Genomic DNA, 26,117 nt, shown 5'->3' on the forward strand with positions numbered 1-26,117 from the left:
TCCTCCTAATTTACTGGTTTTAACCAAAGGAATTGATATGGTTCTAAAGAATTAAATTCATTAAATTCTTCAACAACTCCAGTTAAAATATTCAAATACTTTCCATTTAAACCACATAAAACTTGTTCATTTGATAGATTATGAAGAATGATGATGTGATCATCTTCACTCGTACGTTTAATAGCAAATAATTTATCATTCAGTTCAAGTACTTCCATCTTTGCATTTGGATTAAATAGTTTTTCTACTTTACGTACTTGAATAATGTTTGTCAGTTCTGTAAAAACTTTATTTCTTAAAGTTCCCTCTTCATTTAATTCTTTTTCAATTTCAACAAGCGGATATTTTTGGCGATTAATTGAACGATTCATACCAGTTTTTTCAACGCCTGCATAATCATTTCTTGAGCCAAGCATACTTTGAATATAAATTGCCGGTACACCTTGGAATGTTAACAAGATTGAATGTGCTAGTAAGAATTTCTTTACTCGTTGGTCATCACTTGAAGATTGTTTATTTAAAGCATCTAGGTAAGTTACATTAATTTCATATGGACTCTCAGTACCGTCCGAATTCTTCTTATAATTTACTAATGCTCCTTCTTCTTTTAACTCTTCTACTAATGATAAAATTTCTTCTTCAGGAATAATTCCACGAATTGGATTTAAACCAATTCCATCATGAGAAGCTAAGAAGTTAAAGAACGTAGTATCTTCTCCAGAACCTTCAAGATTCTTCGCCCAATTAGTTAATGCACTTCCATTTCCTTTATGAAGTGAATATAAGACTAATGGAGGCAGTGGAAATTGATAGACCATGTGAGCCTCATCATGTCCGTTACCAAAGTACGAAATATTATCTAAGTGAGGTACATTTGTTTCAGTAATCATTACTGTACCCTTAGCTGCTTCATCTAATAAATCTCGGAATAATTTAACGATTTCATGTGTTTTTTCAAGATGGATACAAGATGTACCTACTTCTTTCCACATATAGCCTACAGCATCAAGTCTTACATATTCTGCTCCTTGTTCAAGGTAAAATAGTAAAACATCAATCATATCTAATAAAACTTGTGGATTACTAAAGTTCAAGTCAATTTGATCATCACTAAACGTTGTCCAAATGTATTTTTCCTCACCATTTGCTAATTTAAATTTTGATAGTAATGGAAGTGCCCTAGGTCTAGTCACTGAGCTTAAATCAATTGATGGATCCATTTCAGTGAAATAATTATTATATTTTGGATCATTGTTCAAATAGCCTTGAAACCAATCACTCTTACTAGAAATATGATTACATACATAATCAAACATAATTCTTGCTGAATTTGATAAGCTTTCAATATGTGACCAATCCCCTAATGCTGGATCTACTTTCTTATAGTCAACTACTGAAAAACCATCATCAGATGTATAAGGGTAAAAAGGTAGAATGTGAACAAGTTCAAATTTATTTGATAAATGTTCATCAAACATTTTTTTGAAGGTTTCTAAAGTTGGTATTCCCTCTTCTCGAAACTGATCACCGTAAGTTATTAAAACAACATCTGACTCGTCCCAATTTTGTTTTCTCTTTTTTGAAATTTTTAATTTTGCTTCTTCAATTCGTTTCTCTATCAAACTATTAATTCGATTTATATCTTCATTTTCATAAATAAAAGCTAATCTTTCTTTTATTTTACTCATATGATTCCTCCTTGTGGTATCGCTCCCACAGAGATGTAAAAAAAATTGGTACTCGATTGGTACCGCTCCCAAACTCAATATATTATAGAAAGCGCTTACTGTCAATTTAAAAAAATTTTTTTTTTTGATCTGAATTTACTCTGATCCGTTCATTCGGATTTCTTAATTCTTTATGACTAAACATTTAGTATTGCTACTTTTTTATATTCTCCATATAATTGCCCTAGTAATAAATAGTTAATTTTTCACTATGCTATGTTCACAGTCTTGACAAATTTTAAAAAAAGTCGTTACTATCATGATATATTATCAGCACTATTTTTTCTGGTAACCGCTCCTAGTTACTAACCAGAAATAATATTCCGATATAACTTTTCTATTTTAAATAGTTCTTTTCTAAAATAATTTAACTAATTAATTAAAGATAAAATGTAAACGTTTTTACTAAATTATAAAAAATGAATGGAGCATACAAATGGGCCCTACAATTTACGATATTGCTCGCGTGGCTAACGTTTCAAAGTCCACTGTATCTCGAGTACTTAATAATAAAGACAATATTTCAGAAGAAAGTCGCTTGCGAGTATTGAAGGCAATAGAAGAATTAAATTACCAACCTAATAAGTTAGCTAGGGCACTTACATCATCTGGATTTGATGCAATTTTGGTAATGTCTCGTTCGACGAAAACAACTGCTGGAAACACGTTTTTCTCTGAAATTATTCACTCTATATCAACGAGATCAGAAGTAGAAAATTTCGATGTCATCATACAAACATCAAAAAATAGCAAAGATGAGTTAGATAAATGTATTGAGAAAATTCGCGGCAAAATGATTAAGGGAATTCTTATGTTGAGTTCGCCTGCAAATGAGGATTTTTTCAAAGAATTAGATAAATATGAAATTCCAGTAGTCGTTATTGGAAGAGTTGAAGGAAACTATCAACACATCTATTCCGTGGATACTGATAATTTTAATGACAGTTATCAACTAGTCCAACACTTGATTAATCAGGGACATACTGACATTGCTTGCCTTCATTCTTCTCTTGATTACCACGTTTCAATTGACAGATTGGAAGGTTATAAAAAATGTTTAATTGATAACGGAATTCCACTTCGTTCCGATCGAATTATTGATAGCGGATACACAATGGAAAGAGCATATGAAACTTCAGAAGCCCTTTTAAAATCTAAAGATTTACCAACTGCAATATTTGCAATAGATGATCTAAAAGTTATTGGTCTTTATAATACAACTGCAAAGTTAGGCATATCAATTCCGAAAGATTTATCAATTATAGGATATAATAATGGCATTTTTTCACCGTTATTCTCTCCACCTCTAACTGGGATCGAAATTCCAGTTATGAAGCTAGGTGAAACAGCGACAGATTTACTTTTTAAACGCATAAAAAATGAACCTGAAAAAACAGAACATATTATTGTTCCAACAAAGCTGATCGAACGAAAATCAGTTGCCAAAATAAATTGATTGAAATGATGGGGGTACCATTTTGAAAAAACAAATTGAAGCAATTATATTTGACTTAGATGGTGTAATTACCGATACTGCTGAATTTCATTATTTAGCATGGAAAAAGCTAGGTGAAGATTTAGGAATTCTCTTTGATCGTGAGTTTAATGAAACGCTAAAAGGTGTAAGTCGAACAGACTCATTAGAAAGAATCCTGAAACTAGGAAACCGCCAAAGTGATTTCTCCGAAGCTGAAAAAATTGAATTAGCAACAAAAAAGAATACTCATTATGTTGAGTTAATCCGTAATATTTCTGAAAAGGATCTATTACCTGGAATTGAATCTTTCTTAATTCAAATAAAAAAAGAAGGCATTAAAATTGCAATGGCCTCTGCATCAAAAAATGCATTAATGGTAGCAAATGCTTTAGGAATTACTGACTATTTTGATCACATCGTTGACGCTGCAACTGTCACTAATTCAAAACCGGATCCAGAGGTATTTTTAAAAGCTGCCCAAGCAGTTTCTGCTAATCCTGAAAATTGCATCGGTGTCGAGGACGCTGCTGCTGGTGTTGATGCAATTAATGCTGCAAATATGTACTCAGTTGCTATTGGTGACACTACTGTTTTAAACCATGCTAATTTAGTCTTATCATCAACAGAAGAATTAGAGCTTAATAGAATTATTGATAAGTATTTAATATCATAATTTCCACAAATTAATTATGTAAGAATAATAATTAAGCTACAAAAAAACGAAAATCTCATTTTTAGAGATTTTCGTTTTTTTAATTACGATAACATCAATTCTTGCTTTTCAACCAACTCAATTTCAAAACCTAAATCTTCAAGCATCGCATGATCACGATTTGTTTCCTGTCCTTCCGTAGTCAAATAATCACCTATAAAAATACTATTTGCGGCGTAAAGTCCAAGTGGTTGTAAACTTCGAAGATTTACTTCACGTCCTCCTGAAATACGTATTTCTTTTGTTGGATTAATGAATCGGAAAAGTGCCAACACTTTTAAACAATAACGGGGATTTAACTCGTTCACGCCTTCTAGCTTCGTTCCATTAATCGCATGTAAAAAGTTTACTGGAATAGAGTCGGCATCCAATAGTCGTAATGACCTCGCGATTGAAATAACATCTTGTTTTGTTTCTTTCATCCCTATAATAGCCCCTGAACATGGAGATATACCCGACTGTTTAACTTTTTCAACCGTATCAATTCGATCCTGATATGTATGGGTTGTTGTTATGTAATTATGATGTTCAGCTGATGTGTTTAAATTATGATTGTATCGATCAACCCCAGCTTCTTTAAGTTCATTCGCTTGATGATCCTTAATAAGTCCTAAACAAGCACAAACTTTCAAACCATATAATTCTTTAATTTCCTTAACTGCATCAGAAACAACATTTACATCCCTGTTAGTCGGTCCGCGTCCACTTGCGACTATACAATATGTACCTGCCTTTAAATCAAAGGCACGCTTTGCACCCTCAAGAATTTCTTCTTTCGATAGAAAAGGATATTTTTCGATTGGTGCACTTGAAATTGAAGACTGTGAACAATAGCCACAATCCTCAGGGCAATAACCACTTTTAGCATTAATGATCATATTAAGTTTAACTTTTTTTCCATAATAGTGTTTGCGAATAATAAATGCCCCTTGTAAAAGTGAAAGTAACTCATCATCTTCACATGATAATATACTTAATGCTTCTTCGTCTGAAATTTCCTTACCTAAAATAACTTCATGTGCCAAATTAGTCCAATTCACTTTATGTCGCTCCTATTCATTTATCATTTCGTCAATAATTGTTGAATTTCAAAAATATGCTCTTCCGTAAAAAAGTCCGACTGTTCCGGTATAACGCCTAATATGACTTGACTAGTTAATTTCTCTAGCATCATTAAACTATCTTTTTCCATTTCACTCATCGTAGACGGTACCTTATTTATTAGTAAGCCTAAAATATTAATTTGGTGTGACTTTAAATACTCAGTTGTTAAAACTGTATGATTAATCGTTCCTAGACTTAATGTAGTAACAAGAATTACAGGTAGATTTAATAACTTAATTAAATCAATCGTGCCAAAGTTTTCTTTTATTGGAACTGCAACTCCGCCGGCACCTTCAACAAAAACAACATCATGTTTGTTTTCTAATTGCTTATATTTTTCAAAAATAACTTGCTCATCAATAAAAACATTTTCTAGTTTACTAGCTAAATGTGGTGAAACAGGTGTTTCAAGTGTGTATGAATTGTAGTAATGATCGTCTTCTAAAAGCGGTAATTTTTCTTTATAAAACGCTACATCTTCGCCTATAAATCTATCATTTACTTTAACTACTCCACTCTGAATTGGTTTATAAGGAATGGCATCAATACCTTTATTTTGCAAACATGCTACCATCTGAGTAGTTACATAGGTTTTTCCAATATTTGTATCAATTCCAGTAACAAAATATCCTTTTCCCATCTTAAGCAGCCACCTTTTTTTCATTGTCTCTAGCTTTAGCAAAATTAATTTATGAGTTTGACAAATTAGTAAAATTTTACAATCCGACAAAATTAAATTTACATGCAATTAAATTATATGTCAACCTTGATTTAATTTTAAGTTAACATATACATTTTTGTAGAATAACATTTACAAATCATTAACCATACCGGGAATTATCTTAAAAAAGTTACCAATTTTTACATATGTCTTTTTACTACATTCTTGGTTTATTTGATATATTCAACTTAGATAAGTGTAAAACCGTTGAAAATAAAAAGACGGGAGTATTTATAATGAAAAGATTAATTAGTAAAACATTTGCAATTGTTTTTTTAATCTTAGTTAGCGGATGTGGTTTAAAAGATGAGAATCATAGTTTAAGGGGAACCTATTTATGTAAAAAATTACCTCGGGTGACTATGGTATTTGATCAAGAAGATCATAATAAATTCTATTATTATAATCCGGATTTATCTGTATACAAAAAAGTAGATACTGGAACTTATGTAAAAAAATCAAACTTAAAATATGTAATAACGAATAATCAATTTAACAACAAAGAGCTTACTCTTAGTAAAAAAGGATTTACAGTTTTTATAAATAGTCAAAAATATTATTTTTATCAATTTAGTAGTGTACCCACAATTGAAGAATAACCACTTATACATAGTGCAGCTTTAAAATAATAGAAAACTTGGAATAGTATTTTTGAAGTAATCAGTTAAAGGAAAGATTCTATATTGTCTACTAAATGGAGAATTTTATAGGACTACCGAAAACTAAAACCTTGTCTTAATGACAAGGTTTTAGTTTGTATTGCTATTTTATATAGGATGCTGGTTTGAATTCCATATCTAATTCAATCGCTTTTTCATACAGATTATGCACAATATAATATGAATATAATTTTTTCCCATACTGCTCGTAATAAGGAATATTATTTGTTTGTTTAAATTGAGGAATCGCTACTTCACTCAAAAACTTATAATATCCCTTTTTATTCCCTTCACAGTTCAACCTTAAAAGTTTAAATAAAGTACAATGGATTGAACTTTGACGTTTTTCAGCTAGTTTACTTCCTAATTGGATTAACTCCAAAAGTTCAGCTTTTCGGAGCAAGTTTCCTTCTAAACATGCCTCGATATAATTGTAATACCGTCTCAAATAATAAATCGTGTAATTTTCCGTTAAGAGTAAGGATTGTTCAAAGTATTTTGAGGCTACTTCATAACTTCCTCTTTTAAAATATTTAACACCTAAATTATTTAATAGAATACCCTTTTGAAGATGTGCGCCAACACTCTCGCAATTGCGAATTAAATTATGATATTTTTCAATCAACTCTTCAAAACTAATATCTTGGTCATGATCGGCTTGAAATAATAATAAGGACTGAGCATTTATTGCCTGAACATAGTTATAGGTCTTATTAAAATACTCTAGAGCTTTCCGTGCATATATGTATGCTAATACATTCGATCCTGCAAAATAATACGCAAGTGCTAGGTGGTAATAATATTCTTTATTCCTATATGAATCATTATTTATCTGATTCAAAACTCTCACAGCCGCTTTCATATCATCGATTACTGTAGTTCTGTAAATAGTAATGAAGTAGATTCCTTTCACATGCAGTAAGAAATTTTTTTCATAATCCGTAAGCTGAATGTGTTCGTTTTCGATTTTTTCAATTGTTTTTTTAGCTTGTTTTAACATTTTCTTAAAGAGATAAAATCTAGCCAATAATAGTAAATATCGAACCGCATATTTTGTTGACGAAATAAAGGATATATTTTTTAGTTGATCATAAATTTGATCAATATGATCGGTTTTTTGCATTATGATTGCTGAGTTTAAATCATTTAAATACTTTTCAATATGGCTATATGATTCAAGTATTTCACTCAAATCAATACCTAATCGTTTAGAAAATATATCTATAATTTCAGGGGAACATGTAGCCTTACCACTTTCGAACCTACTAAAGTAAGATTTAGAACATATTCCCTCGCATAACATTGCTTGACTTAGGCCATTTTTCACACGGTAAAATTTTATTATTTTCCCGACTAACATGATTTTCCCCCTAATTTAACTTACGGAGCTAGGATTGTTTAAGTTTTTTTCTAGCTATTTATTTAGGTCGATATCGTAATCTATTAATTGACGATCCATTATTTCAATCATCACACGGTTATCCTCCCTTATTTCCTTTTACAGATTATTGAGTTAATTATAAAGGTAGACTATTATAAAATATATTTAGTGTTTTTTATGAATCGTTATTAAAAACTCTTAACATAGAAAGACGTGGCACAATGCATATTGAAAGACTTAAATACATTTATGAAGTTTCTAAAACAAATTCAATCTCAATAGCTTCACAAAATTTACATGTCACACAGTCGGCAATTAGTCAGGCGATTTCTAGTGTTGAAGTTGAGTTAGGAGTTAAAATTTTCAATCGCGATCGACAAGGTACTACTCTTACTTTTGAAGGAAAGCAAATGATTGAAACAATAAGGGAGCTATTAGATGATTATCAAAAATTGATTGTTCAGTCAGCGAGTTTTCAAACTGAACCACAAGGAATATTAAAGATTGCTACAGTTCCTGGGCATATGGCTACAATATTAAAAACTTTTTCTAACTTAAAAAAAGATCATCCGAATTTCACCTTAAGCGTAGTCGAAAAAGGGTCTAAAGATATCGTGGATGGTGTAGTAAAACAAAAATATGATTTTGGCTTAATACAATTTCGAGAGTATTTAATGAATGACATAAAAAGTGTTCAGTCAAAAGTTATACTAAGGAGCCCTATTCATATTTGTGTAAGTAAGTCATCACATTTAGCTTTAAGAAATTCTGTAACAATTAGCGATTTAAAATATGAAAAATTTGTAATTTATAATGAAGATTATATAAATTCTTTATCCGAGCAATTAAAGGATTTCCCATTGAATGTATTATTTGTAACTGATAATTTAGAGGTTATAAGAGGGGCTGTTATTGAAGACTTGGCAATCACATTCGATACAAGTATTTCCTTAAAAAATGAGGCATCCATATTGAATGGACAGACTGTTTCAATTCCTTTAATCAATGTGGAGCCTTCTACAATACCAATCGGATGGGTTCGTTCAAATAACTCAGTTTCGGCGGCACTGTATGATCAATTTATAGAGCTTTTAAACATTGAGCTAAAATGGCTGGAAAATCATTAAATTGAAAAAAACAGAAAAACTCTCAAAGTAGTTTTTCTGTTTTCCTTTTTACATACTTTTATTTTCTACTCTCTTCAAAGTTCTCGTTAACAATAATGCTGCAGCTATTGCGATTACTCCATTAATAGTAAATGAAGTTGTCGCCCCAAATTGTTGCCATAACCAGCCTGTTAGTAAAGAAGCTGGAAAAAATCCAATTCCTGAAACCATAGCATAGAAACCGAGTGCTGTTCCTTTCGCGTCGGAGCTCGATAATTCTACTACAAGAGCTTTTTCAACACCTTTTGTTAAAGCTGAGTAAAGTCCGTATAGAATAAATAAAATGACCAGATTAGTGGCTGAGTGAGCTGCTGCAAAACCGATATAAACGATTCCATATAATGCATATCCTGCAGTTAGTATTCCTCTGCGCCCATATTTATCAGAAAACGCACCTGAAAGATACGAAAGGGAAGAAGCTGTTAAATGAAAAAGTAAGTACATCAACAATACGCTTTGATTCGAAAAGCCAAGATCGGCTACTCTTAATAACAAAAAAGAATTGGATGAATTAACGATTGTAAATAATAGTACAACTACCAACAGTTTCTTTATATTTGAATCTAGTAACTCCCATTTAAATTGTAAATTCTTTGAAGGTTTATTTAGATGATTTATGCTTTCCTTTACGCCAAATAATAGTAACCACCCAATTGTTATCGGAACTACTGAATATAAAAATACAGCCTTAATGTTTTGGTTTCCTACAATTTGCAAAATAACGATGGCTGCTCCTATTCCTAAAGCAGCCCCTAACATATCCATCATTTGGTGAATCCCAAATACTCTACCCTGCTTATTTTTCCCGCCGGATTCTGATATTAAAGCGTCTCTTGGAGCTGTACGAATTCCTTTTCCTGTTCGATCGACTAGCTTCCAAATGAAAACTCCAATCCAAGAACTTGAAAGAATTAGAACAAGCCTTCCTAAACCTGATAATCCATATCCTACAATTGCTATATTTTTTCTGTTTTTTTGCCGATCTGATCGATTGCCAGAATAAAATTTTAATACACTCGCTAAGCTTTCAGATAAGCCGTCAATAATCCCAATTATTAAAGGACCTGAAGTTGAAAGAATAATCGGGATTAGCGGAGTTACCATGTAAGTACCCATATCTGTAAAAAAGCTAACTAGACTTAAAACCCAAATATTCTTACCCTTCATTCTCTTCAACCTCCTGAAAAAATGAACAAGGTAGATTCTAGTTTATGTTTTCACCAATTTTTCCGCACGTATATTCTCTTTTAAAAGCGATACAAAACGAAATAACTCCAGTGAGAATATGATTCCACTTAGCCAAACTGAGCTGAATACAAATCCAGCAGCAATGTCGCTAGGCAATAAGTGGTGCAAATAGACGCTGCTAATCGAAAATAGTACTACAACAAAAATAAAACAGAAGAACATGATCGTATTAAGCATATAAGTTTTGTTGTGTCGAATTAACATAATGATGAAGTAACCTAATACTGTCAGAATCAACATAGACTTTTCATTTGGAAAGTTTTTACCTACATTGCTACCTAACATAAAGTTGAAGATCCAAGGTATCCCTTCTGATAGTATAAGGATTCCAGCTAAACTAGCAATCAAAAAGAGCAATTCTAGCCATTTATTTTTGTTGTTTATTAAAATGACTATTATAGTAGCAAGCGAGACTGTCAATAAAACCTTCCAGGTCGATAATGAATAAATAAAGTTCATCGGCCCATTCCAGTGTTGATTAAATAAATTAAAAACAATTGTCTTAAATACAGAATTGAATTTATCAAATTCATTGCTAATTGTGTTTTGAATTAGCCCTATCATTAAGATTACAAACGTAACGAAAAAAATTAAACACGTTAAGATGAGCAATTTTATTTTCATGAAGCTTTTAAATCTCTTAAAACTTGATTCAAATATTAATATTAACGATTCTTTTATTAATTCTTTTTTTGCTTTTACAACAAAAAAAGTGAGAACTATGATACCTAATAATATGCTACCTAATACTAACCATTTTTTTATTTCTACTTGGTATATATCCCAGTTTGGTCCCATTACCTTTCCTAACCAAATAAACGTTCCAATCCAAAGAAATACACCAATATATGAAAAAATGGCAAATGAGCGATAAGGTAATTTGATGATCCCTGAAATAATGCTTGCGAAATGTCTAATACCCGGAATAAAGAACGATACTAGTAATAATACCTTCCCATATTTTTCATACCATTTTGACATCTTCTCTATCTTTTCAGGGCCCATATGGATATAATGACCAAATTTCCGAAAAAACGGTGTACCAAGTTTATATCCTAACCAATAAGAAATAGTAACCCCCACAATTCCTCCAAGGCCGGCAGAAATAATAGATAATACTATATTCATTTCCCCGTGATAACATAAAACACCAACATAACTCATCAATGCTTCATTCGGAATAGGAACTATTATCAATTCCAACATCAATGATAAAAATAAAATGATATAGCCATATTGATTTAATAAATGGATGATTTCGTTCATATTCAGACCTCAATCTTTCAATACTCTAAAGTACTTATTTTCACATAATCCCATCTAGAGGAAATATTACCTCTACTTCAGTCCCTACATTTTCAACACTTTTTATACTAATTTTCCCATTATGCAAGTTAATTATATTCTTAGCTATCGACAGACCAAGTCCAGTTCCGCCACTGATTTCACGGCTACGTGCTTTATCGACTCGATAAAATCGTTCGAAAATATTTTCTAATTCTTCCTCTCGAATACCAATTCCATAATCTTTTATTTTAAGAATAACGGCTTCACTATTACAACTAATGCTTACATCAATTTTGTCGGAACTGTACTTTATTGCGTTATCTAAAAAAATAATAATAACTTGTTTAATTTTAAGTTCATTTCCATTAATTATTATTTTCTGTTTTTGTGCATGTAATGTAATTTCTCGTTTATATACACTTTGCAGTTGCACTAGCGATGAATGGCACAATGCTACTAGATCTACTGGATTCATTTCGATATTCTTTAAATGTTCCGATTCGGCCAATGTTAATAATGTTTTCGTTAAATCTTGCATTCGATTAGCTTCAGAATAAATCGTTTCAATAGCTTCTGTTGCCATTTCCTCATTTTTAAACCCACGTCTTCTTAATAAGTTAGCAAAGCTACTAATGACAGTAATTGGAGTTTTTAGCTCATGAGATGCATCTGAAACAAACTGCTTTTGTTTCTCAATGTTTTCTTGCAGCCTGCTAATCATTCGATTAAACGTGCTAGCCATTTTGTGTAATTCGTCTTTCGTTTCATTTTTTATTAAAATCTTTTTGGGAACTCCACTTTTTTCAATATCTTCCATCGTTGTAATCATAGAAGTAATTGGGTTCATTATGATGCGTGTTAACCATCTTCCGGCCATCATTGATAGAATGGCAGAAATGCAAGTAACGATTGTCATAATTGTTAATAGCATATCTTTTCGACCTTCAAGTCCTACTAACAATTCTCCAATTTCTAGCGTTCCAATTACTTTTTGGTTCAGTATAATTGGTACACGCACGACTATATTTTGATGCTCACTAAAAGGGATTAGTTTCGTCTCTTCTTTTCTAATGAACTTAGGTTTTATACGATTCAGTAGTTTATCATTACTAATTTCTGTCACAATTTTTGAGTTTGGATCAATAATTCGAATATAAGAATGATTGGACATAAATGGATATAATCCTTCATTTTTCATATTCAATGTTTTAGGTATTTCAAGTTTTTTTAAGATTTCATGTGCTTTTTGACTGATAACATGTTCTTCCATATTTACAGTCGTTTTCATAAACAAATAAAAAACTAAACCGTTAATTAAAATGAGAATGATTAAGATCCATGATGTGATTAATAAGTTTATTTTAGTCGTTATTTTCATCTTAACCCTTCCTCATTGTGTACCCCACACCTCGTATCGTTCGAATTAAAGGAACATCAAAGTCCTCTTCAATTTTCTTTCTTAAGTGTCTAATATACACATCAACAACATTTGTCTCACCTTCGTACTCATAACCCCAAACTGTTGTGATAATACCTTCTCTTGTCACAATTTTATTTTGATTTGTTAATAGATAAACTAATAAATCATATTCTTTCGGTGTTAAAGCAATAACTGTATCATTTCGCTTTACTTCTCTAGCTTCTAAATTAACAACTAAATCCTCTATTGCTAAAGTAGGATCAGAGTCTTCATTTTTCTTAAACTCATGAACAAGATTACTTGATCTAAGACATGAACGAATCCTTGCTAATACTTCTTCGATTTCAAAGGGCTTTGTAATATAATCATTTGCACCATAATCAAGACCAATAATCTTATCATGTGTAGCATCTCTAGCAGTTAATAAAATGACAGGAACAAATTGATTTGTTTTTCTTATTCTTCTTAATACTTCAATTCCACTCAATTCAGGTAACATAACATCTAATAAAATTAGATCTACATTGTTGTTCAGAGCAGATTCTAGACCGGATTTTCCATTATGTTCGACCAGTACTTCAAAACCCTCATATTCTATTTCTAATTTTAAAACTCGAGCAATATTCACTTCATCCTCGATAATTAAGATTTTCGTCATTTAACTCACCTATTTCTATTAATAGTTTAGTGTATCCACAAACTCTATTCTGATTTTAAGAGTGATTGAAAATATTAGTCTTTCAAAGCTTAAAGCCGTACAAGTAGCGATGAAATCAATCTTTTTCGCTTCTTGTATACATGCCATTATAGAACTTTTATATCGCATTTTTTTCATTTTAATCTATTTTTAATTGATTATTCATTAAAGTTTCAGTTAGCCATTTTACAATAACATGGAATTGATTTGCGAAATTATCTTCAATTAATAATAAAAAATCTTAGGAGGTATAGGATGAAAAAATTTGTAGAAGGGACCATGCAAAGAGCAATATTAATGATTGTCTGTGTAGTGATGATCGTAGCTTGGGGTGCTATATCAGCTTTCCAAATGCAGCGTGATTATTTACCAGGCATTAATAATACGACTCTTACAGTTAGCATGCGTCTACCAATGTACCAAGCTGATCAAGTAAAACAAAATATTACCAATAATCTTGAAAGTGCTGTTAGAACAACTGAAGGACTACAAGACATTGAAACAAGCTCTTATGATGGCGGAGTTTTTATGAGTCTGTATTTCCCAATGAATACAGATATGAAGCAGGCAGAAATTGATGTAAATAAAGCTTTAGAAAATGCGGATATTCCACCGACAATTACATCAAAACCGCTTGTTACTAGACTTACTACTAGTTCATTTCCAATCTTAACTTATAGTTTAACTAGTGATTCAATAGATGATAATACTTTAAAATCAATTACTCAAATGGATATTGTACAGCATCTTAAAACTGTTCCTGGTGTATCCGATGTTTCGGTATTCGGTGGCGCTAAAGATGGTTATGTACTAACTGTTAGAATGAAAGACCTTGCAAAAAATAATTTAACTTTAGACGACTTAAATAAAGCATTAGCTGTATCAGTTCCATCCTTACCTGAAGGAACAATCTTTCAAAATCAATTGTCCATTCCAGTTAAATTTGATGGTTTAAACATAAATGAGAAACAAATAAGCGACGTAAAAATCAAAAATTCAAATGGTGACCAAGTTCCACTTTCAGCATTTGCAACTGTTACTCACGCTTTAAATGATGTAAAAACTGTTGCAAGAACAAATGGAAAGACAAGTGTTCAATTAAATGTTATTAAAACTCAAAGTGCAAACATTACCGACGTAGCTAAAGCTGTAAAGGAAAGAATTAATGGTTTACAAGAAGTTAAAAATGGTACTGTCAAATTGACTCCGCAATTAGACCGTGAAAAAGAATTAAACGATTCATTAAATGGTTTAATACGTGAAGGTTTACTTGGATGTCTTTTCTCAATGATTTGCGTATTTTTCTTCTTCCGCAATGTAAAATCAACATTAGTCATTGCGATTTCATTACCAATTTCTTTATTAGCAACAACAGCTATACTAAAATCAATGGGCATTACACTTAATATTTTAACGGTTTCAGGTTTAATTGTTGCGATGGGGCGTATTGTTGATGATTCAATCGTTATCCTTGATAATATGTACCGTAAAAGAGAACAAAATCCTGATCAACCATTACTATCTTCATTAAGTTCGGCAGTTTATGAAATGACACCTGCAATTTTAGCATCTACACTTACGACAATTGCTGTTTATATTCCAATTGCCTTTGTAGGTGGAGCAATAAGTGCTTCTTATAGCGGTTTTGCATGGTCTGTTGTTATCTCATTAATTATATCGTTCTTTGTAGCAATCCTTGTTATTCCAGCGCTTGCGTTAATGGGTTGGAAAAACAATACAAAGAAAACAAAAGCAGTTTCTTTAGAACCAATGATGAAACCGATCCTAAAATCATCATTTAAGAAGAAAAAACTTACAATTTTCATTTCAGCTTTACTATTTATTATTGCAGTAGCCTTTGGTTCATTTTTACCAGTTTCATTCTTGCCAAGTGCTAAAACTGGTCAAGTTGCAATTAAACTAGAATTACCTCAAGGAAGTACACTAACACAAGTAGATACAGAAGTTCAAAGGGTAGAAAACCAATTAAAAGAAAATCCAAAAGTAAAATCTTATACATCTAATTTTGGATCGACTAACACGCCTCAAGGTGATGATGTATTTGACCAAGGCGGTGGATTCCTACAAAAACCTAATGTAGCAAATCTTTCTGTTGTATTAAAAGATGATAAAGACTCAGACCAAGTTATTAAAGAACTTGGAAATCAGCTACCACAATTATCGAAGAATGTAGCTTACACTGTTTCAAGTCAAAGTATTGCTGGTGATGATTCATTATTGAAAGTAATGTTTACTGGATCTGATCAAGCTACACTAGATAAAGTTGCAGATCAAATGAGATCAAAACTTATGAAAATTAACGGTCTAAGTGTTGATGGTAAAATCGATTTAACATCCGGTCTACCAAAATATAAAATAACATTTAACCAACAAGCAATTGATAAAAATGGAATTCAATTAGCAGATGTAATGAAAGTGATTAATCGTTATATGTCACAATCTAAAGACGCTACATTTGTAGTAGACCATGTGAGTCTGCCAGTGGACATGTATCTTGATCAAATTAGTAGTGGAAAAACACAAGTTCAATTAAATGCATCACCTGCAGATGTAATCAATTCTCTTAAAAATGAAACTTTCCTAACAAAAGGAAATAAGACAATAAAACTTGAACAACTTGCATCTATTACGAAAGATAATGCTCCTTCAACGATTAATGAACGTAATGGTGAGCCTTATTCAATCGTAACTGGACAAATTACTTCAAATGATATTAGCAAAGTTTCTACACAAGTTGATGACGTAATTAGTAAACAGGATCTTCCTAAAGGAGTAAGTTACTCAATGGGAGGTATAACTCAGCAAGTTAAAGACATGATTTTTGATATGTCAATTGCGGTAGCCTTCTCTATTCTTTTAGTTATGGTCATTACTTCAACCTTATTTAAGGGATGGAGAGCTCCAGTTTCAGTATTATTAAGTATCCCACTAGCATTAAGCGGTGTTGTTATCTCTTTAGTAATCGTAGGTGGAGAGTGGAATTTAGCAGCACTGATTGGGGTATTAATGTTAACAGGAATTGTAGTAACAAATGGGATCGTACTTGTTGATAAGATTGAGCGTAATCGTAAAAACGGTATGAACATTGAAGTCGCTGTTATTTCAGGAAGTCTTTCAAGGATTAGACCAATTTTAATTACAGCAGCAACAACAATTTTAACACTATTACCACTAGCATTTTCACATCAAGGTGATACAGTTATTTCACAGACATTAGGAATAGTTGTAATAGGCGGAATGATCACATCTACTCTAAATAGCTTTTTAGTCATTCCAATTATTTATCAATGGTTGCACAAAAAGCAGTCAAATAAAGTAATTTCAACTGAGGAAGTTAATTCACTTTAACTTCAAATTAATAGGGCTGTCCCTAAAGTCAAATGACTTTAAGGGCAGCTTTTTTATTTGTCATCGAGTAATTGAATGATGGAGATGAATGGCAGGAAATACGAACAAATTATGTACTTTGTTTATAAAACCTTGAACTTTGTGCATAAAGTAAAGAATTTTGTTCATAAATTTGATCAGACCGCTTTTTATGAGGATGAAGTTCTGTGCTTTGAAATCGAAGAGCACGAACACTTTGTGACACCGGCTTGAATATTGGTCGTACTGTCTTAATTATCGCCTAAACCTATTTAATTATTGATAGGTACGTTTAAAAATTGCTTACAAGAAACAACACTCAGCTTGTTTTACTGTAGAAAAAGCCCATTTATTTTTAGAAATATTTTTTAGACTAAAATCTTGTACTTATTTTCATCTAAATAAATAAAGTAAGTATAGTCAAAAACACTGACAAGCTGTCCAAGTTAAACATATTAATAGTTAGAAGACCTAAATAAAACTATTTTAATGGGTGATATTTAAATGAAAGATAGACTTAAGCCAATTAAACCACCGTGTCCACCGACTTCACCTTGTCCGCCAAGTCCGCCGAGTCCGCCAAGTCCACCGAGTCCACCAAGTCCACCAAGTCCACCGAGTCCGCCAAGTCCACCAAGCCCGCCGACTCCACCGACTCCACCTTGCCCGCCTTGTCCACCGTGCCGACCATGTCCTCCTTGCCCACCTTGTCCGCCATGCCATTGTTGTGACCATAGGAAGTGTGACTGCTGTGAACACAAGTGCGATTGCCACAAACATCGTGACTGTGATTGCCACAAACATCGTGACTGTGATTGCTGCGAACACAAGAAATGCGATTGTCATGAGCATAAGAAATGCGATTGTCATGAACACAAAAAATGTGATTGCAGTATTAAGGTGAATATTAATATTGAATGTGGTTGCAAAAAAGATAAATGCGACTGTTGCGAAGAGCATGACTGTGACTGCTGTGAACACCATGAGTGCGACTGCTGTGAAGACCACGAATGCGACTGCTGCGAAGAACATGACTGTGAATGTCATGATCACAAGAAATGTGATTGTTGTACAGATTTAATTGCTAAAATATTAAGTGCTGTACAAAATAGTCAATCATCATCTCATTGTGATAAACATATTACTATTAATATCAACATCAACAATAAATAAGTAATTTCTCTTGATGAATCTAACTCAAACGAAGGCAAAAAAAATAGAGTGTAGAAACCTAGTGTTTCTCACTCTATTTTTATTTATTGAAATCTTCTTTCCTAGTTGAAATACCTTTTATTTCTTCTAATGAATTAAAATAAATCTCAATTTCACTCATTTTAAGTTGAATTTCTTCAATTGCATCTTCTAATATTTTAGTTAATTCCTTTTGCACTTGTTTAATCACCTCATCAGTATTTTCCAGACCTTCTAATCTGATATTACGTTCTATTTTGAGTTCTTCAAGTGCCATCTTCATTTCGATTTTTGAAACAACCTCTTTCATTAAACGATTTATATTTTTTTCAAAATATTTCTCTTTTGCTTGTCCTAAGCCTGTAGAATTTGTATGTTCGATATTCAAACCATGTACACCCCTTCCAAAATTTATCACATACCAATATATGCAAAATTTAGAGAGAGTGGTACAAGTAACATTTAAAAACCCTTATTTAGTTTTGCAATAATTAATTCAGCAAATTAAAAGTGTGCCGTAGTTGCTTTTTACAGTTGTTAAAGTAAAAATATTCTTATATTACTAAATTAATGATTTACTTTATTTATTATTTTAACTACTATCTAATTAGTAGATAAAAGAAAGGTAGATTTGATGATATTCCATCTTGATCCATCGTTATTATTAACTTTAATTGTATTTGGATTTTTAGCTGCATTTATTGATTCCGTAGTTGGTGGCGGAGGATTAATTACTTTGCCAGTATTGTTATTTACTGGGCTATCTCCCGCTGCTGCTGTTGCAACGAACAAATTAGCTGGGTCAATTGGATCTTTAACGAGTACAATCATGTTTTATCGCTCAGGTAAGCTTGATATAAAATCTGTTTATAAGTTATTCCCACTCACTTTTATTGGTTCTATTTTGGGAGCTTGGACTGTCCATTTAATAGACCCTATTGTTCTTAAACCGCTTATGCTTGTTATGCTTGCGGCAGTCGCAATTTATACTATTTTCAAGAAAAATTGGGGAGACACTACTTCCAACAAAAAGCTGTCAGCTACTCGTATTATTCTGTTTATGATGTTGATTTTTGCAATTGGTTTTTATGATGGTTTTATTGGTCCTGGAACAGGTTCATTCTTAATATTTGCTTTTTTAATGATTGGATTTGATTTTTTAAAGGCAGCCGGGAATGCAAAATTTTTAAATTTCGGCAGTAATATAGCTGCATTATTAATGTTTATGTACTTAGGACAAATTCATTATGCCTATGGTTTAGCTATGGGTATTGCACAAATAGCCGGTGCAATTTGTGGTTCAAAATTTGCAATAAAAAAAGGAAGTGGCTATGTTCGCGTCCTCTTTATCACAGTAACGTTTTTACTGTTAGCAAAAAATACTTTTGATTATCTTCATTAAATAGAATGTAAAAAATGGTATGCAAAATTAGATAAAATTTGCTTACCATTTTTCTTTTTAACTAGACTAAGTCTATATAGCTTCCACGATTATTGAAACTCCTTGACCACCACCAACACATAAAGTTGCTAAGCCAATTTGTTTCTTCTGACGTATTAGTTCATGCAATAAAGTAACAACAATTCTTGTACCTGAGCATCCAATTGGATGTCCTAATGCAATTGCTCCTCCATTTACATTAATAATCTCCTCGGGTAATCCTAATTCCTTATTTACTGCTAGTACTTGTGCAGCAAATGCTTCATTAATTTCAGCCAATTCAATGTCTTCTATTTTAAGATTTGCTCTTTCCAAAGCTTTTTGGGTTGCTGGAACTGGTCCGATTCCCATAATCGAAGGAGAAACAGCAGCACTTGCGACCGAACGAATTTTAGCAAGTGGTTTTAAACCATACTCTCTAACTGCTTGCTCAGAAGCAACCATTACAGCAGCTGCACCGTCATTTAATGATGAAGCATTTCCAGCTGTCACTGTGCCATTTTCCTTAAAAGCCGGTTTAAGCGTTAGTAATTTCTCTAGACTAGTATTTTTACTATTCTCGTCTTCTGTAAATAATGTGGAACCTTTTTTACCTTTCAAAGTAACTGGAATAATTTCATTTACGAACCTTCCCAATTCTTTAGCTTTAATTGCTTTTTGCTGGCTTTCTAAAGCAAATACATCTTGTTCCTCACGCGATATACGATAGCTTTCTACTAAATTTTCGGCTGTGATACCCATATGGTAACCTTCCATTGCGCAATGAAGCCCATCATGAAAAATTGCATCAACCGTCCGAATATCTCCCATTTTCTGTCCCCATCTTGCGTTCATGACTAAATGCGGGACATTAGTCATACTCTCTGTTCCACCCGCTATTACTATATTTGAATCTCCAGCAAGTATTTGGTGATAAGCTAATGTAATAGCTCGTAATCCAGATGCACACTGTTTATCAATCGTAATTGCTGGTACTGAAACAGGTAAACCAGCATTAATTGCAGCTTGCCTTGCTGGATTTCCTTTTAGTCCTGATTTTAAAACATTCCCTAGTACTACTTCATCGATGCATTCTGGCGAAATACCTGATCGTTGCCATACTTCATTAACAACTGTTGTTGCTAGTTGTACAGCACCCACATCTTTCAATGAGCCTCCGAAACTACCAATTGGGGTTCTAAGTGCCTCAACTAAGTATACATTTTGCATTGTCCATCTCTCTCTTCCTTAAAAGGTATACATCTAAGCAATTTATACTTTTTCTTCAATCATTTTTCTTGTATAAACAGTTACCCACTTCCTTGGAAGAAGTCCAACTGATTTTGCCATGAGTTTATTTTTAAAGCCTGGAATTATGACCGTTTTATTCTTCATTAAACCCTTGTACCCGCACTTGGCAACTGCTCTTGGATCCATTAAATTCTTAATAAAAATTTTAGTTCCAGTTGAAGCCAATCCTTCAGTGAGTGACGTCTTTGTTGAAGGAGGACATAGTACACTAACTTGTACTCCCGTTCCTTTTAGTTCATCAGCAATTGCTTCCGTAAAGGATAATACATAGGATTTACTTGCTCCGTACATTGACATTCTTGGAGTTGGCTGGAATGCCGCAGTTGAAGCCACATTTAAAATTTTACCTTTATTTCGTTTAACCATCTCATCTGCTATAAGTCTAGTTAAATACGTAAGGGAGATCATATTAAGCTGTAAGCATTCCAATTCCTTCTTAATATCCAGCTCCGTCATTAAACCTAAACCGCCTGCCCCAGCATTATTTATTAAAATATCAATATTGATTTCTTCACTCTTCAAGTAGTTATGTAGACCTTCTACTGTTTCATGATTACTTAAGTCACCTGCAAAAGTATTTACGACGACCCCGTAACCCTTTATTAAATTTTCAGCTTGTTTCTCCAACAACTTTACGTCTCTTGCTACTAACACTAAATTATAATGGTGCTCAGCAAAAACTCTTGCAAACTCTAAACCGATTCCTTTTGTTGCTCCTGTAATCAATACTGTTTCTGTCGGCACGATCTATTAACCTCCTTGTATATTTGAATATTCTAAATTTTATAATTATTAAGCTCATTATACTCATAAGTTTTAATTAAATAAAATTAAAGAATTTAACATGCAAGTTAATATTGCTAATATGAAAACCGTATCTATCAATCTATAAGCGTTAAGATTACATAATAAAAGAGAATCTTCTACGTCATAGGACGCTTAGATTCTCCTTACACTATATCTTAAAATTTTGTTACATCCACTGGCTCAATTCCTTCAGACGCACAGTGTTCATAGTATCTATTTAGGAATGTTTCCCAATTATCTCTAGCAAGGATTTCCCCTTCCTCACCGATATAGTCTAATGTTCCTTCTACAATATTAAAAGTGATTACATCATCATCGCCTACAGCTGTAGGCGTATGCTTCGAACCAGCAGGCTCATAAACAACATCACCTGGTTTAGAGATCCAAGACTCTTCAAGATATCTCCAAGTTCCTTGTACAGTATATACAATTACTGTTCCAGGATGGAAATGCGCAGGAAGTTGCATTTTCGCAGGTACATATAATAAAGTAAGTGTTTGTCCTGTCACAGGGTTTGCTTTAAGTAATTTAAATTTTGCATCTCCAAAGTAAGGAATCCAAGGCAATTCATCTACGTTAATATTTCCAGCGTGGTGTACTACTACTTCTTTTACATCTTTTAGGTTACTCACAAAAATCCCCTCTTCCAACTTATGTTTTTAAATTCGTTAGTTGTAGTCCCTTACATTAGTAAGCTAACTTCTAACCTTTTCGAATTTGTTATTATCAGTATATTTATAATTTTCAGTTAAGTAAAATTAGTATTTTTTACATGCAAATTAATTTGACTAATTTAGAATTCTAGCATTCTTTCATAAAGGTGAAATTTACTTAGCCCCAAGTCCTCCATCTAGAACTAGTATTTGACCAGTACAATAATCAGAAGCTGAAGAAGCAAAGTAAAGGATAGCACCAACTAAATCATTATCGCTACCCAATCTTCTAAGAGGAACTTGAGAAGCTATGAATGGACCTGCTTTTTGTACAAGCGTTCCCGGTATTTCTGGATTATTCATTCCAGTAGTGAAAACCCCAGGTGCAATTGAGTTAACATTTACTCCATGACGGCCCCACTTTACTGCTAGATCCTTCGTTAAAGTCATCACTGCTCCCTTGCTCGTTGTATATCCTACAGAATCAACCGCTTCTGGGTCTGTACCCTTAAAACCTATACTAGAAGAAATATTGATAATTTTTCCGTATTCATTATTAATCATATGTTTACCAACTGCCTGACACATTAAAAATGTTCCAGTCACGTTCGTATCTAACATAGCTTGCCATTGCTCTAAAGGCATTTCTGTAGCAGGGGTTTCAAACACAGTTCCGCTACTATTTACTAAAATTTCAATGTTTCCGAATTCAGAAATCGCTTTTTTCAATCCTTGTTCAATCGAATCTTTACTCGTTACATCAACAGATACAGCTAATGCTTGTCCACCTAGTGCCTCTATTTCTTTTACAACGTCTTCGCAAACTTCCATACGACGAGAACAAACAACAACTTTTGCTCCTGCCTCTGCTAAAGCTAGTGCCATTACACGCCCTAGCCCACTTCCTCCACCTGTAACGATTGCTGTCTTCCCTGTTAAGTCAAACAATTGGTTTAATGTCATTGTTCAAATCCTCCTAAATTAAGAATATTCTAATTTTTATAAATTCTTATTGATACTGATTATACTAATAAATTATAATGAAAAAAAATTAAAGATTTTAATGTGTAAGTTAGTACCACTAATATACAAAAAGGGGACAGCAATGAATATTGAACAACTAATCTATATTGTCGAAGTTGCCAAATACAGTTCTTTATCAGTAGCCGCACAAAATCTACACGTTACACAATCCACAATTAGTCAGTCAATCACCAACTTAGAAAAAGAACTTGAGATGAAAATATTTAAACGGTCACGAGGACATGGTGCAGTTCCAACTGATGAGGGCAGAGTCATTTTAAAGCTTGCCTATGAAGTACAAAAAAAGCTTGAGGAGATTAGAGAAACTGCAAACCTATTTAACTCCACTGAAGTAGGTGAATTAAAAATATCTTCTTTACCTGGACTAATGACATTTCTTGTAAAAGCAATTTCTACTTTTAGCCATGATTATCCACATGTTAATTTAGAGATTACCGAAAAAAGTGGAACTTCTGTCATTGATGATGTTAAGCAACATAAAACTGATTTTGGACTAATTACACACTCAAACGATTTGAGTGTAAAAATGGAAGGAATTGCGTTTGAAGCACTACTGGAAGGGAAGCAAAAAGTTTACGTTTCAAAACATTCACCTTTAGCATTTCTTGGTGCCGTGGCACCAGAAGATCTTTTTGATCAAACAATCGTCATCTATCAAGGGGAATTAATGCAACATTTTGTTCAAGACTTTTTTGACAAATATCAACCATTAAAAATCTTATTTACAACAAATAATATGGCAGGACTTCTTCAAGCGGTCAGTGAAAATTTGGCCATTACATTTGCTCCTGATTTCGTCATGCAAAACTACCCCTCAGTGATTAATGGTGATATTGTCCCAATAGAACTGATAAATCATAGTAAAGTTAATATTTCATTGGGTCTAGTTCGATCAGAAAATAAACATTTATCCTCTTATGCAAACAAATATATTAATTTTCTTAAATCTGAAATTATTAAAATTTAGTCTCTTTTAATTTTTAATGAAAAAAGGTTGTCNNGACAACCTTTTTTCATTAAACTCAATTTGAAGTCTTTCTCTTCTTTTTAATGCACACCTTCAATAATTTTTTTCGTCTTTGGATTCACATTTAACCAGGCAATCCCTTCGTTACTATCACCTAAATCTTTGTAAACCTGAACCGTGAACGTACCATCTTCTTCAACAGTCGCTTCAAATCGTTGATTAGGAGTGATTGGCCCGTGCGTTTTTTCAATGTACTCTTTTGCTAATTGAAGCACAATCGCTTCATACGTTTCTTTTTCTTTCTCGGTGTAATGAACTGGTGTATAAGGCTTTCGTTTAAATGACTTTTCTTCTTTCCCACAACCTGTTAAGAGAAGAAAACATGCACAAAGCAGGAGTCCGATTGCTTTAATACGTTTCATTTTTCACCTCGTTCAATGTATTTTATCATTTAACGCATTTATCTTAATTCAATTATATACTAATAGAGTTTGTAAATTTTCTATATTTTATTGTTAAAATAATGGATTTGAAACAACTAACAATATTTCTACGTAAATACCAAACTAATTTATGGAACTATTCTTTCGTTTAGGGCAATAAAAAGTACGCACTGCTAGTTTAAGAAATTATCTTTATTGAACAAATCTATTCTTTCTTTCATTTTCATATTATTATCTTTGTTATTCCATTCAACAATCATATAAATATCACTTATGTCTGAAAGGATAATTGGTTTTTTATTTTTATTTAAATATGTACCACCTTTAACTGTTCCAGTAGTCAAGTTACTTATATCAAACCCACTCCCATTTAAATCCAATGTTTGAATAACAGTTTTTACGTTATCAATTACCGCATAGACTTCAATATTAAGTTTGTCCATAATTGGATTAACTGGTTTTTTCATAATCAATCTACCATTTCCAGCTGAAAATTCTTTTGGCGTAAACTTAAGTTGATAGGATTTTACTTTCCAAGTTTCACTTTCTCCACTCAATGCTAAATAATAATTGTTAGTTACTATCTTTTCAGAATGTTTACAACCTGACATTGTCATAAAAATTAATACTAAACACAATCCAAGTAATAATTTCACTTTATTTTCATTTCTTTTAATCAAACTCTCTTTCTCCTCTACTGCTATAAACAAATAATTTATTACTAATATATCATATTAATTACTATTCATTATTCAACCATCCTACCATTTTGTTGAATAAAAACTCCTTATAAATCTGTTCTTTTATATAATTGTGTAACATTGAAAACTGCAACAAATATAGAAATAATTAACGAGAATAAAAGCAACCAAAAGTAAAAATCGTAATCATGTTCTGACCATTTTGTAACCACCACTAAAGTAAATAGCAAAATAATTCCTATTCTTTTCCATTCGATTGAAAATATAGTCTTTAAATTATTCATGGTTGATTCCCCTTTTTCCCCTTCAAAAAGTAATTCGATATTGTTATGTAACGTGATATAAACTTACCATATTTTTCGGATTCCGAATAAAAAAACTTCACTACTTCTGTTCAATTAAACTGCCACTTTGTTGAATAAAAAAACGACCGCCGAAGCAGCCGATTGTTATTGAACTAATGCATGCGTTAGTTGCATAAGAGTTTCTAAAGATTGTCTAATTAGACAACCTTTTTTAGGACTGGTTGACCTAATGGATAGCGTCCGGGTAGTTACGAGAAGAGGGCGATAAAATAAAAAAGCATCCTTACTG

General features: G+C 32.4%; 25 protein-coding genes. 8 read left to right on the plus strand and 17 right to left on the minus strand.

Annotation, left to right across the window (positions count from 1 at the left end):
* Window positions 1–5: 5 nt before the first annotated feature.
* On the minus strand, window positions 6–1,688 hold the full coding sequence (locus CN601_RS02640) for an alpha-amylase family glycosyl hydrolase (protein WP_098169942.1): 1,683 nt from the start codon (window positions 1,686–1,688) through the stop codon (window positions 6–8).
* A gap of 475 nt (window positions 1,689–2,163) precedes the next feature.
* On the opposite strand from CN601_RS02640, the gene CN601_RS02645 reads away from it, so the two are divergent.
* Window positions 2,164–3,183, plus strand: coding sequence for a LacI family DNA-binding transcriptional regulator (locus tag CN601_RS02645; RefSeq protein WP_098169943.1), 1,020 nt, complete (start codon window positions 2,164–2,166; stop codon window positions 3,181–3,183).
* Between the two features lie 22 nt (window positions 3,184–3,205).
* Window positions 3,206–3,877: a beta-phosphoglucomutase gene (gene pgmB / locus CN601_RS02650; RefSeq protein ID WP_098169944.1), complete on the plus strand. Its 672-nt coding sequence runs from the start codon at window positions 3,206–3,208 to the stop codon at window positions 3,875–3,877.
* Between the two features lie 83 nt (window positions 3,878–3,960).
* Here the strand turns inward: pgmB and bioB are convergent, their stop codons facing one another.
* Together bioB and bioD are read right to left on the minus strand one after the other, a co-directional pair.
* On the minus strand, window positions 3,961–4,956 hold the full coding sequence (bioB, locus tag CN601_RS02655) for a biotin synthase BioB (protein ID WP_098121564.1): 996 nt from the start codon (window positions 4,954–4,956) through the stop codon (window positions 3,961–3,963).
* A 23-nt stretch (window positions 4,957–4,979) separates the two neighbouring features.
* The gene (gene bioD, locus CN601_RS02660; protein WP_179865410.1) at window positions 4,980–5,660 is read right to left on the minus strand and encodes a dethiobiotin synthase; all 681 of its coding nucleotides are present in this window, start codon (window positions 5,658–5,660) and stop codon (window positions 4,980–4,982) included.
* A 317-nt stretch (window positions 5,661–5,977) separates the two neighbouring features.
* On the opposite strand from bioD, the gene CN601_RS02665 reads away from it, so the two are divergent.
* The gene (locus tag CN601_RS02665) at window positions 5,978–6,340 is read left to right on the plus strand and encodes an LptM family lipoprotein (RefSeq protein ID WP_098169946.1); all 363 of its coding nucleotides are present in this window, start codon (window positions 5,978–5,980) and stop codon (window positions 6,338–6,340) included.
* Between the two features lie 163 nt (window positions 6,341–6,503).
* On the opposite strand, the gene CN601_RS02670 is transcribed toward CN601_RS02665, so the two are convergent.
* Window positions 6,504–7,760, minus strand: a complete 1,257-nt coding sequence (locus CN601_RS02670; protein WP_098169947.1) for a helix-turn-helix domain-containing protein — start codon at window positions 7,758–7,760, stop codon at window positions 6,504–6,506.
* A 242-nt stretch (window positions 7,761–8,002) separates the two neighbouring features.
* Between CN601_RS02670 and CN601_RS02675 the strand changes: the two genes are divergently transcribed.
* Window positions 8,003–8,908, plus strand: coding sequence for a LysR family transcriptional regulator (locus CN601_RS02675; RefSeq protein WP_098169948.1), 906 nt, complete (start codon window positions 8,003–8,005; stop codon window positions 8,906–8,908).
* 48 nt (window positions 8,909–8,956) lie between these two features.
* Here CN601_RS02675 and CN601_RS02680 read toward each other — a convergent pair whose 3' ends face one another.
* The 4 genes from CN601_RS02680 to CN601_RS02695 are packed head-to-tail and all read right to left on the minus strand — an operon-like array spanning window position 8,957 to window position 13,560.
* A complete protein-coding gene (locus CN601_RS02680; protein WP_098169949.1) occupies window positions 8,957–10,114 on the minus strand; it encodes an MFS transporter in 1,158 nt (385 codons plus the stop codon).
* Window positions 10,115–10,156: 42 nt separating this feature from the next.
* Window positions 10,157–11,461 (minus strand): VTT domain-containing protein, encoded by a 1,305-nt coding sequence (locus CN601_RS02685; protein ID WP_098169950.1) that lies wholly within the window; start codon window positions 11,459–11,461, stop codon window positions 10,157–10,159.
* 40 nt (window positions 11,462–11,501) lie between these two features.
* Window positions 11,502–12,860, minus strand: a complete 1,359-nt coding sequence (locus CN601_RS02690; RefSeq protein ID WP_098169951.1) for a sensor histidine kinase — start codon at window positions 12,858–12,860, stop codon at window positions 11,502–11,504.
* Between the two features lies 1 nt (window position 12,861).
* Complete coding sequence (locus CN601_RS02695; RefSeq protein WP_098169952.1) at window positions 12,862–13,560, minus strand: response regulator transcription factor; 699 nt, start codon at window positions 13,558–13,560, stop codon at window positions 12,862–12,864.
* Window positions 13,561–13,854: 294 nt separating this feature from the next.
* Between CN601_RS02695 and CN601_RS02700 the strand changes: the two genes are divergently transcribed.
* Complete coding sequence (locus CN601_RS02700) at window positions 13,855–16,968, plus strand: efflux RND transporter permease subunit (RefSeq protein WP_098169953.1); 3,114 nt, start codon at window positions 13,855–13,857, stop codon at window positions 16,966–16,968.
* 518 nt (window positions 16,969–17,486) lie between these two features.
* Here CN601_RS02700 and CN601_RS02705 read toward each other — a convergent pair.
* Window positions 17,487–17,747 (minus strand): hypothetical protein, encoded by a 261-nt coding sequence (locus tag CN601_RS02705; protein ID WP_179865411.1) that lies wholly within the window; start codon window positions 17,745–17,747, stop codon window positions 17,487–17,489.
* Here CN601_RS02705 and CN601_RS26750 point away from each other — a divergent pair.
* Window positions 17,738–17,890: a hypothetical protein gene (locus CN601_RS26750; protein ID WP_179865412.1), complete on the plus strand. Its 153-nt coding sequence runs from the start codon at window positions 17,738–17,740 to the stop codon at window positions 17,888–17,890. The genes CN601_RS02705 and CN601_RS26750 overlap by 10 nt on opposite strands.
* A 348-nt stretch (window positions 17,891–18,238) precedes the next feature.
* On the opposite strand, the gene CN601_RS02710 is transcribed toward CN601_RS26750, so the two are convergent.
* Window positions 18,239–18,565 carry a hypothetical protein gene (locus CN601_RS02710; RefSeq protein WP_098169954.1) on the minus strand — a complete coding sequence of 109 codons (327 nt, stop codon included), beginning with the start codon at window positions 18,563–18,565 and terminating at the stop codon, window positions 18,239–18,241.
* Between the two features lie 246 nt (window positions 18,566–18,811).
* Between CN601_RS02710 and CN601_RS02715 the strand changes: the two genes are divergently transcribed.
* Window positions 18,812–19,579 carry a TSUP family transporter gene (locus CN601_RS02715; RefSeq protein WP_098169955.1) on the plus strand — a complete coding sequence of 256 codons (768 nt, stop codon included), beginning with the start codon at window positions 18,812–18,814 and terminating at the stop codon, window positions 19,577–19,579.
* Window positions 19,580–19,651: 72 nt separating this feature from the next.
* Here CN601_RS02715 and CN601_RS02720 read toward each other — a convergent pair whose 3' ends face one another.
* The 4 genes from CN601_RS02720 to CN601_RS02735 form a co-directional block, all read right to left on the minus strand.
* A complete protein-coding gene (locus CN601_RS02720) occupies window positions 19,652–20,827 on the minus strand; it encodes a thiolase family protein (RefSeq protein WP_098169956.1) in 1,176 nt (391 codons plus the stop codon).
* A gap of 42 nt (window positions 20,828–20,869) precedes the next feature.
* Window positions 20,870–21,652: an SDR family NAD(P)-dependent oxidoreductase gene (locus CN601_RS02725; protein WP_098169957.1), complete on the minus strand. Its 783-nt coding sequence runs from the start codon at window positions 21,650–21,652 to the stop codon at window positions 20,870–20,872.
* Window positions 21,653–21,870: 218 nt separating this feature from the next.
* Window positions 21,871–22,347 (minus strand): 2,4'-dihydroxyacetophenone dioxygenase family protein, encoded by a 477-nt coding sequence (locus CN601_RS02730; protein ID WP_098169958.1) that lies wholly within the window; start codon window positions 22,345–22,347, stop codon window positions 21,871–21,873.
* 195 nt (window positions 22,348–22,542) lie between these two features.
* Window positions 22,543–23,331, minus strand: coding sequence for an SDR family NAD(P)-dependent oxidoreductase (locus tag CN601_RS02735; protein ID WP_098169959.1), 789 nt, complete (start codon window positions 23,329–23,331; stop codon window positions 22,543–22,545).
* A gap of 142 nt (window positions 23,332–23,473) precedes the next feature.
* Here CN601_RS02735 and CN601_RS02740 point away from each other — a divergent pair, with 142 nt between their 5' ends.
* The gene (locus CN601_RS02740; RefSeq protein WP_098169960.1) at window positions 23,474–24,379 is read left to right on the plus strand and encodes a LysR family transcriptional regulator; all 906 of its coding nucleotides are present in this window, start codon (window positions 23,474–23,476) and stop codon (window positions 24,377–24,379) included.
* 80 nt (window positions 24,380–24,459) lie between these two features.
* Here the strand turns inward: CN601_RS02740 and CN601_RS02745 are convergent, their stop codons facing one another.
* From CN601_RS02745 to CN601_RS02755, 3 genes are all read right to left on the minus strand, one after another.
* Complete coding sequence (locus CN601_RS02745) at window positions 24,460–24,801, minus strand: hypothetical protein (RefSeq protein WP_098121549.1); 342 nt, start codon at window positions 24,799–24,801, stop codon at window positions 24,460–24,462.
* Between the two features lie 194 nt (window positions 24,802–24,995).
* Window positions 24,996–25,502: a hypothetical protein gene (locus tag CN601_RS02750; protein ID WP_098169961.1), complete on the minus strand. Its 507-nt coding sequence runs from the start codon at window positions 25,500–25,502 to the stop codon at window positions 24,996–24,998.
* Between the two features lie 107 nt (window positions 25,503–25,609).
* Entirely contained in the window at window positions 25,610–25,807 is a 198-nt protein-coding gene (locus CN601_RS02755; RefSeq protein WP_098169962.1) for a hypothetical protein, read from the minus strand.
* Window positions 25,808–26,117 lie beyond the last annotated feature (310 nt).

Source organism: Bacillus sp. AFS017336, assembly GCF_002555445.1.
Taxonomy (GTDB): Bacteria; Bacillota; Bacilli; order Bacillales; family Bacillaceae_G; genus Gottfriedia.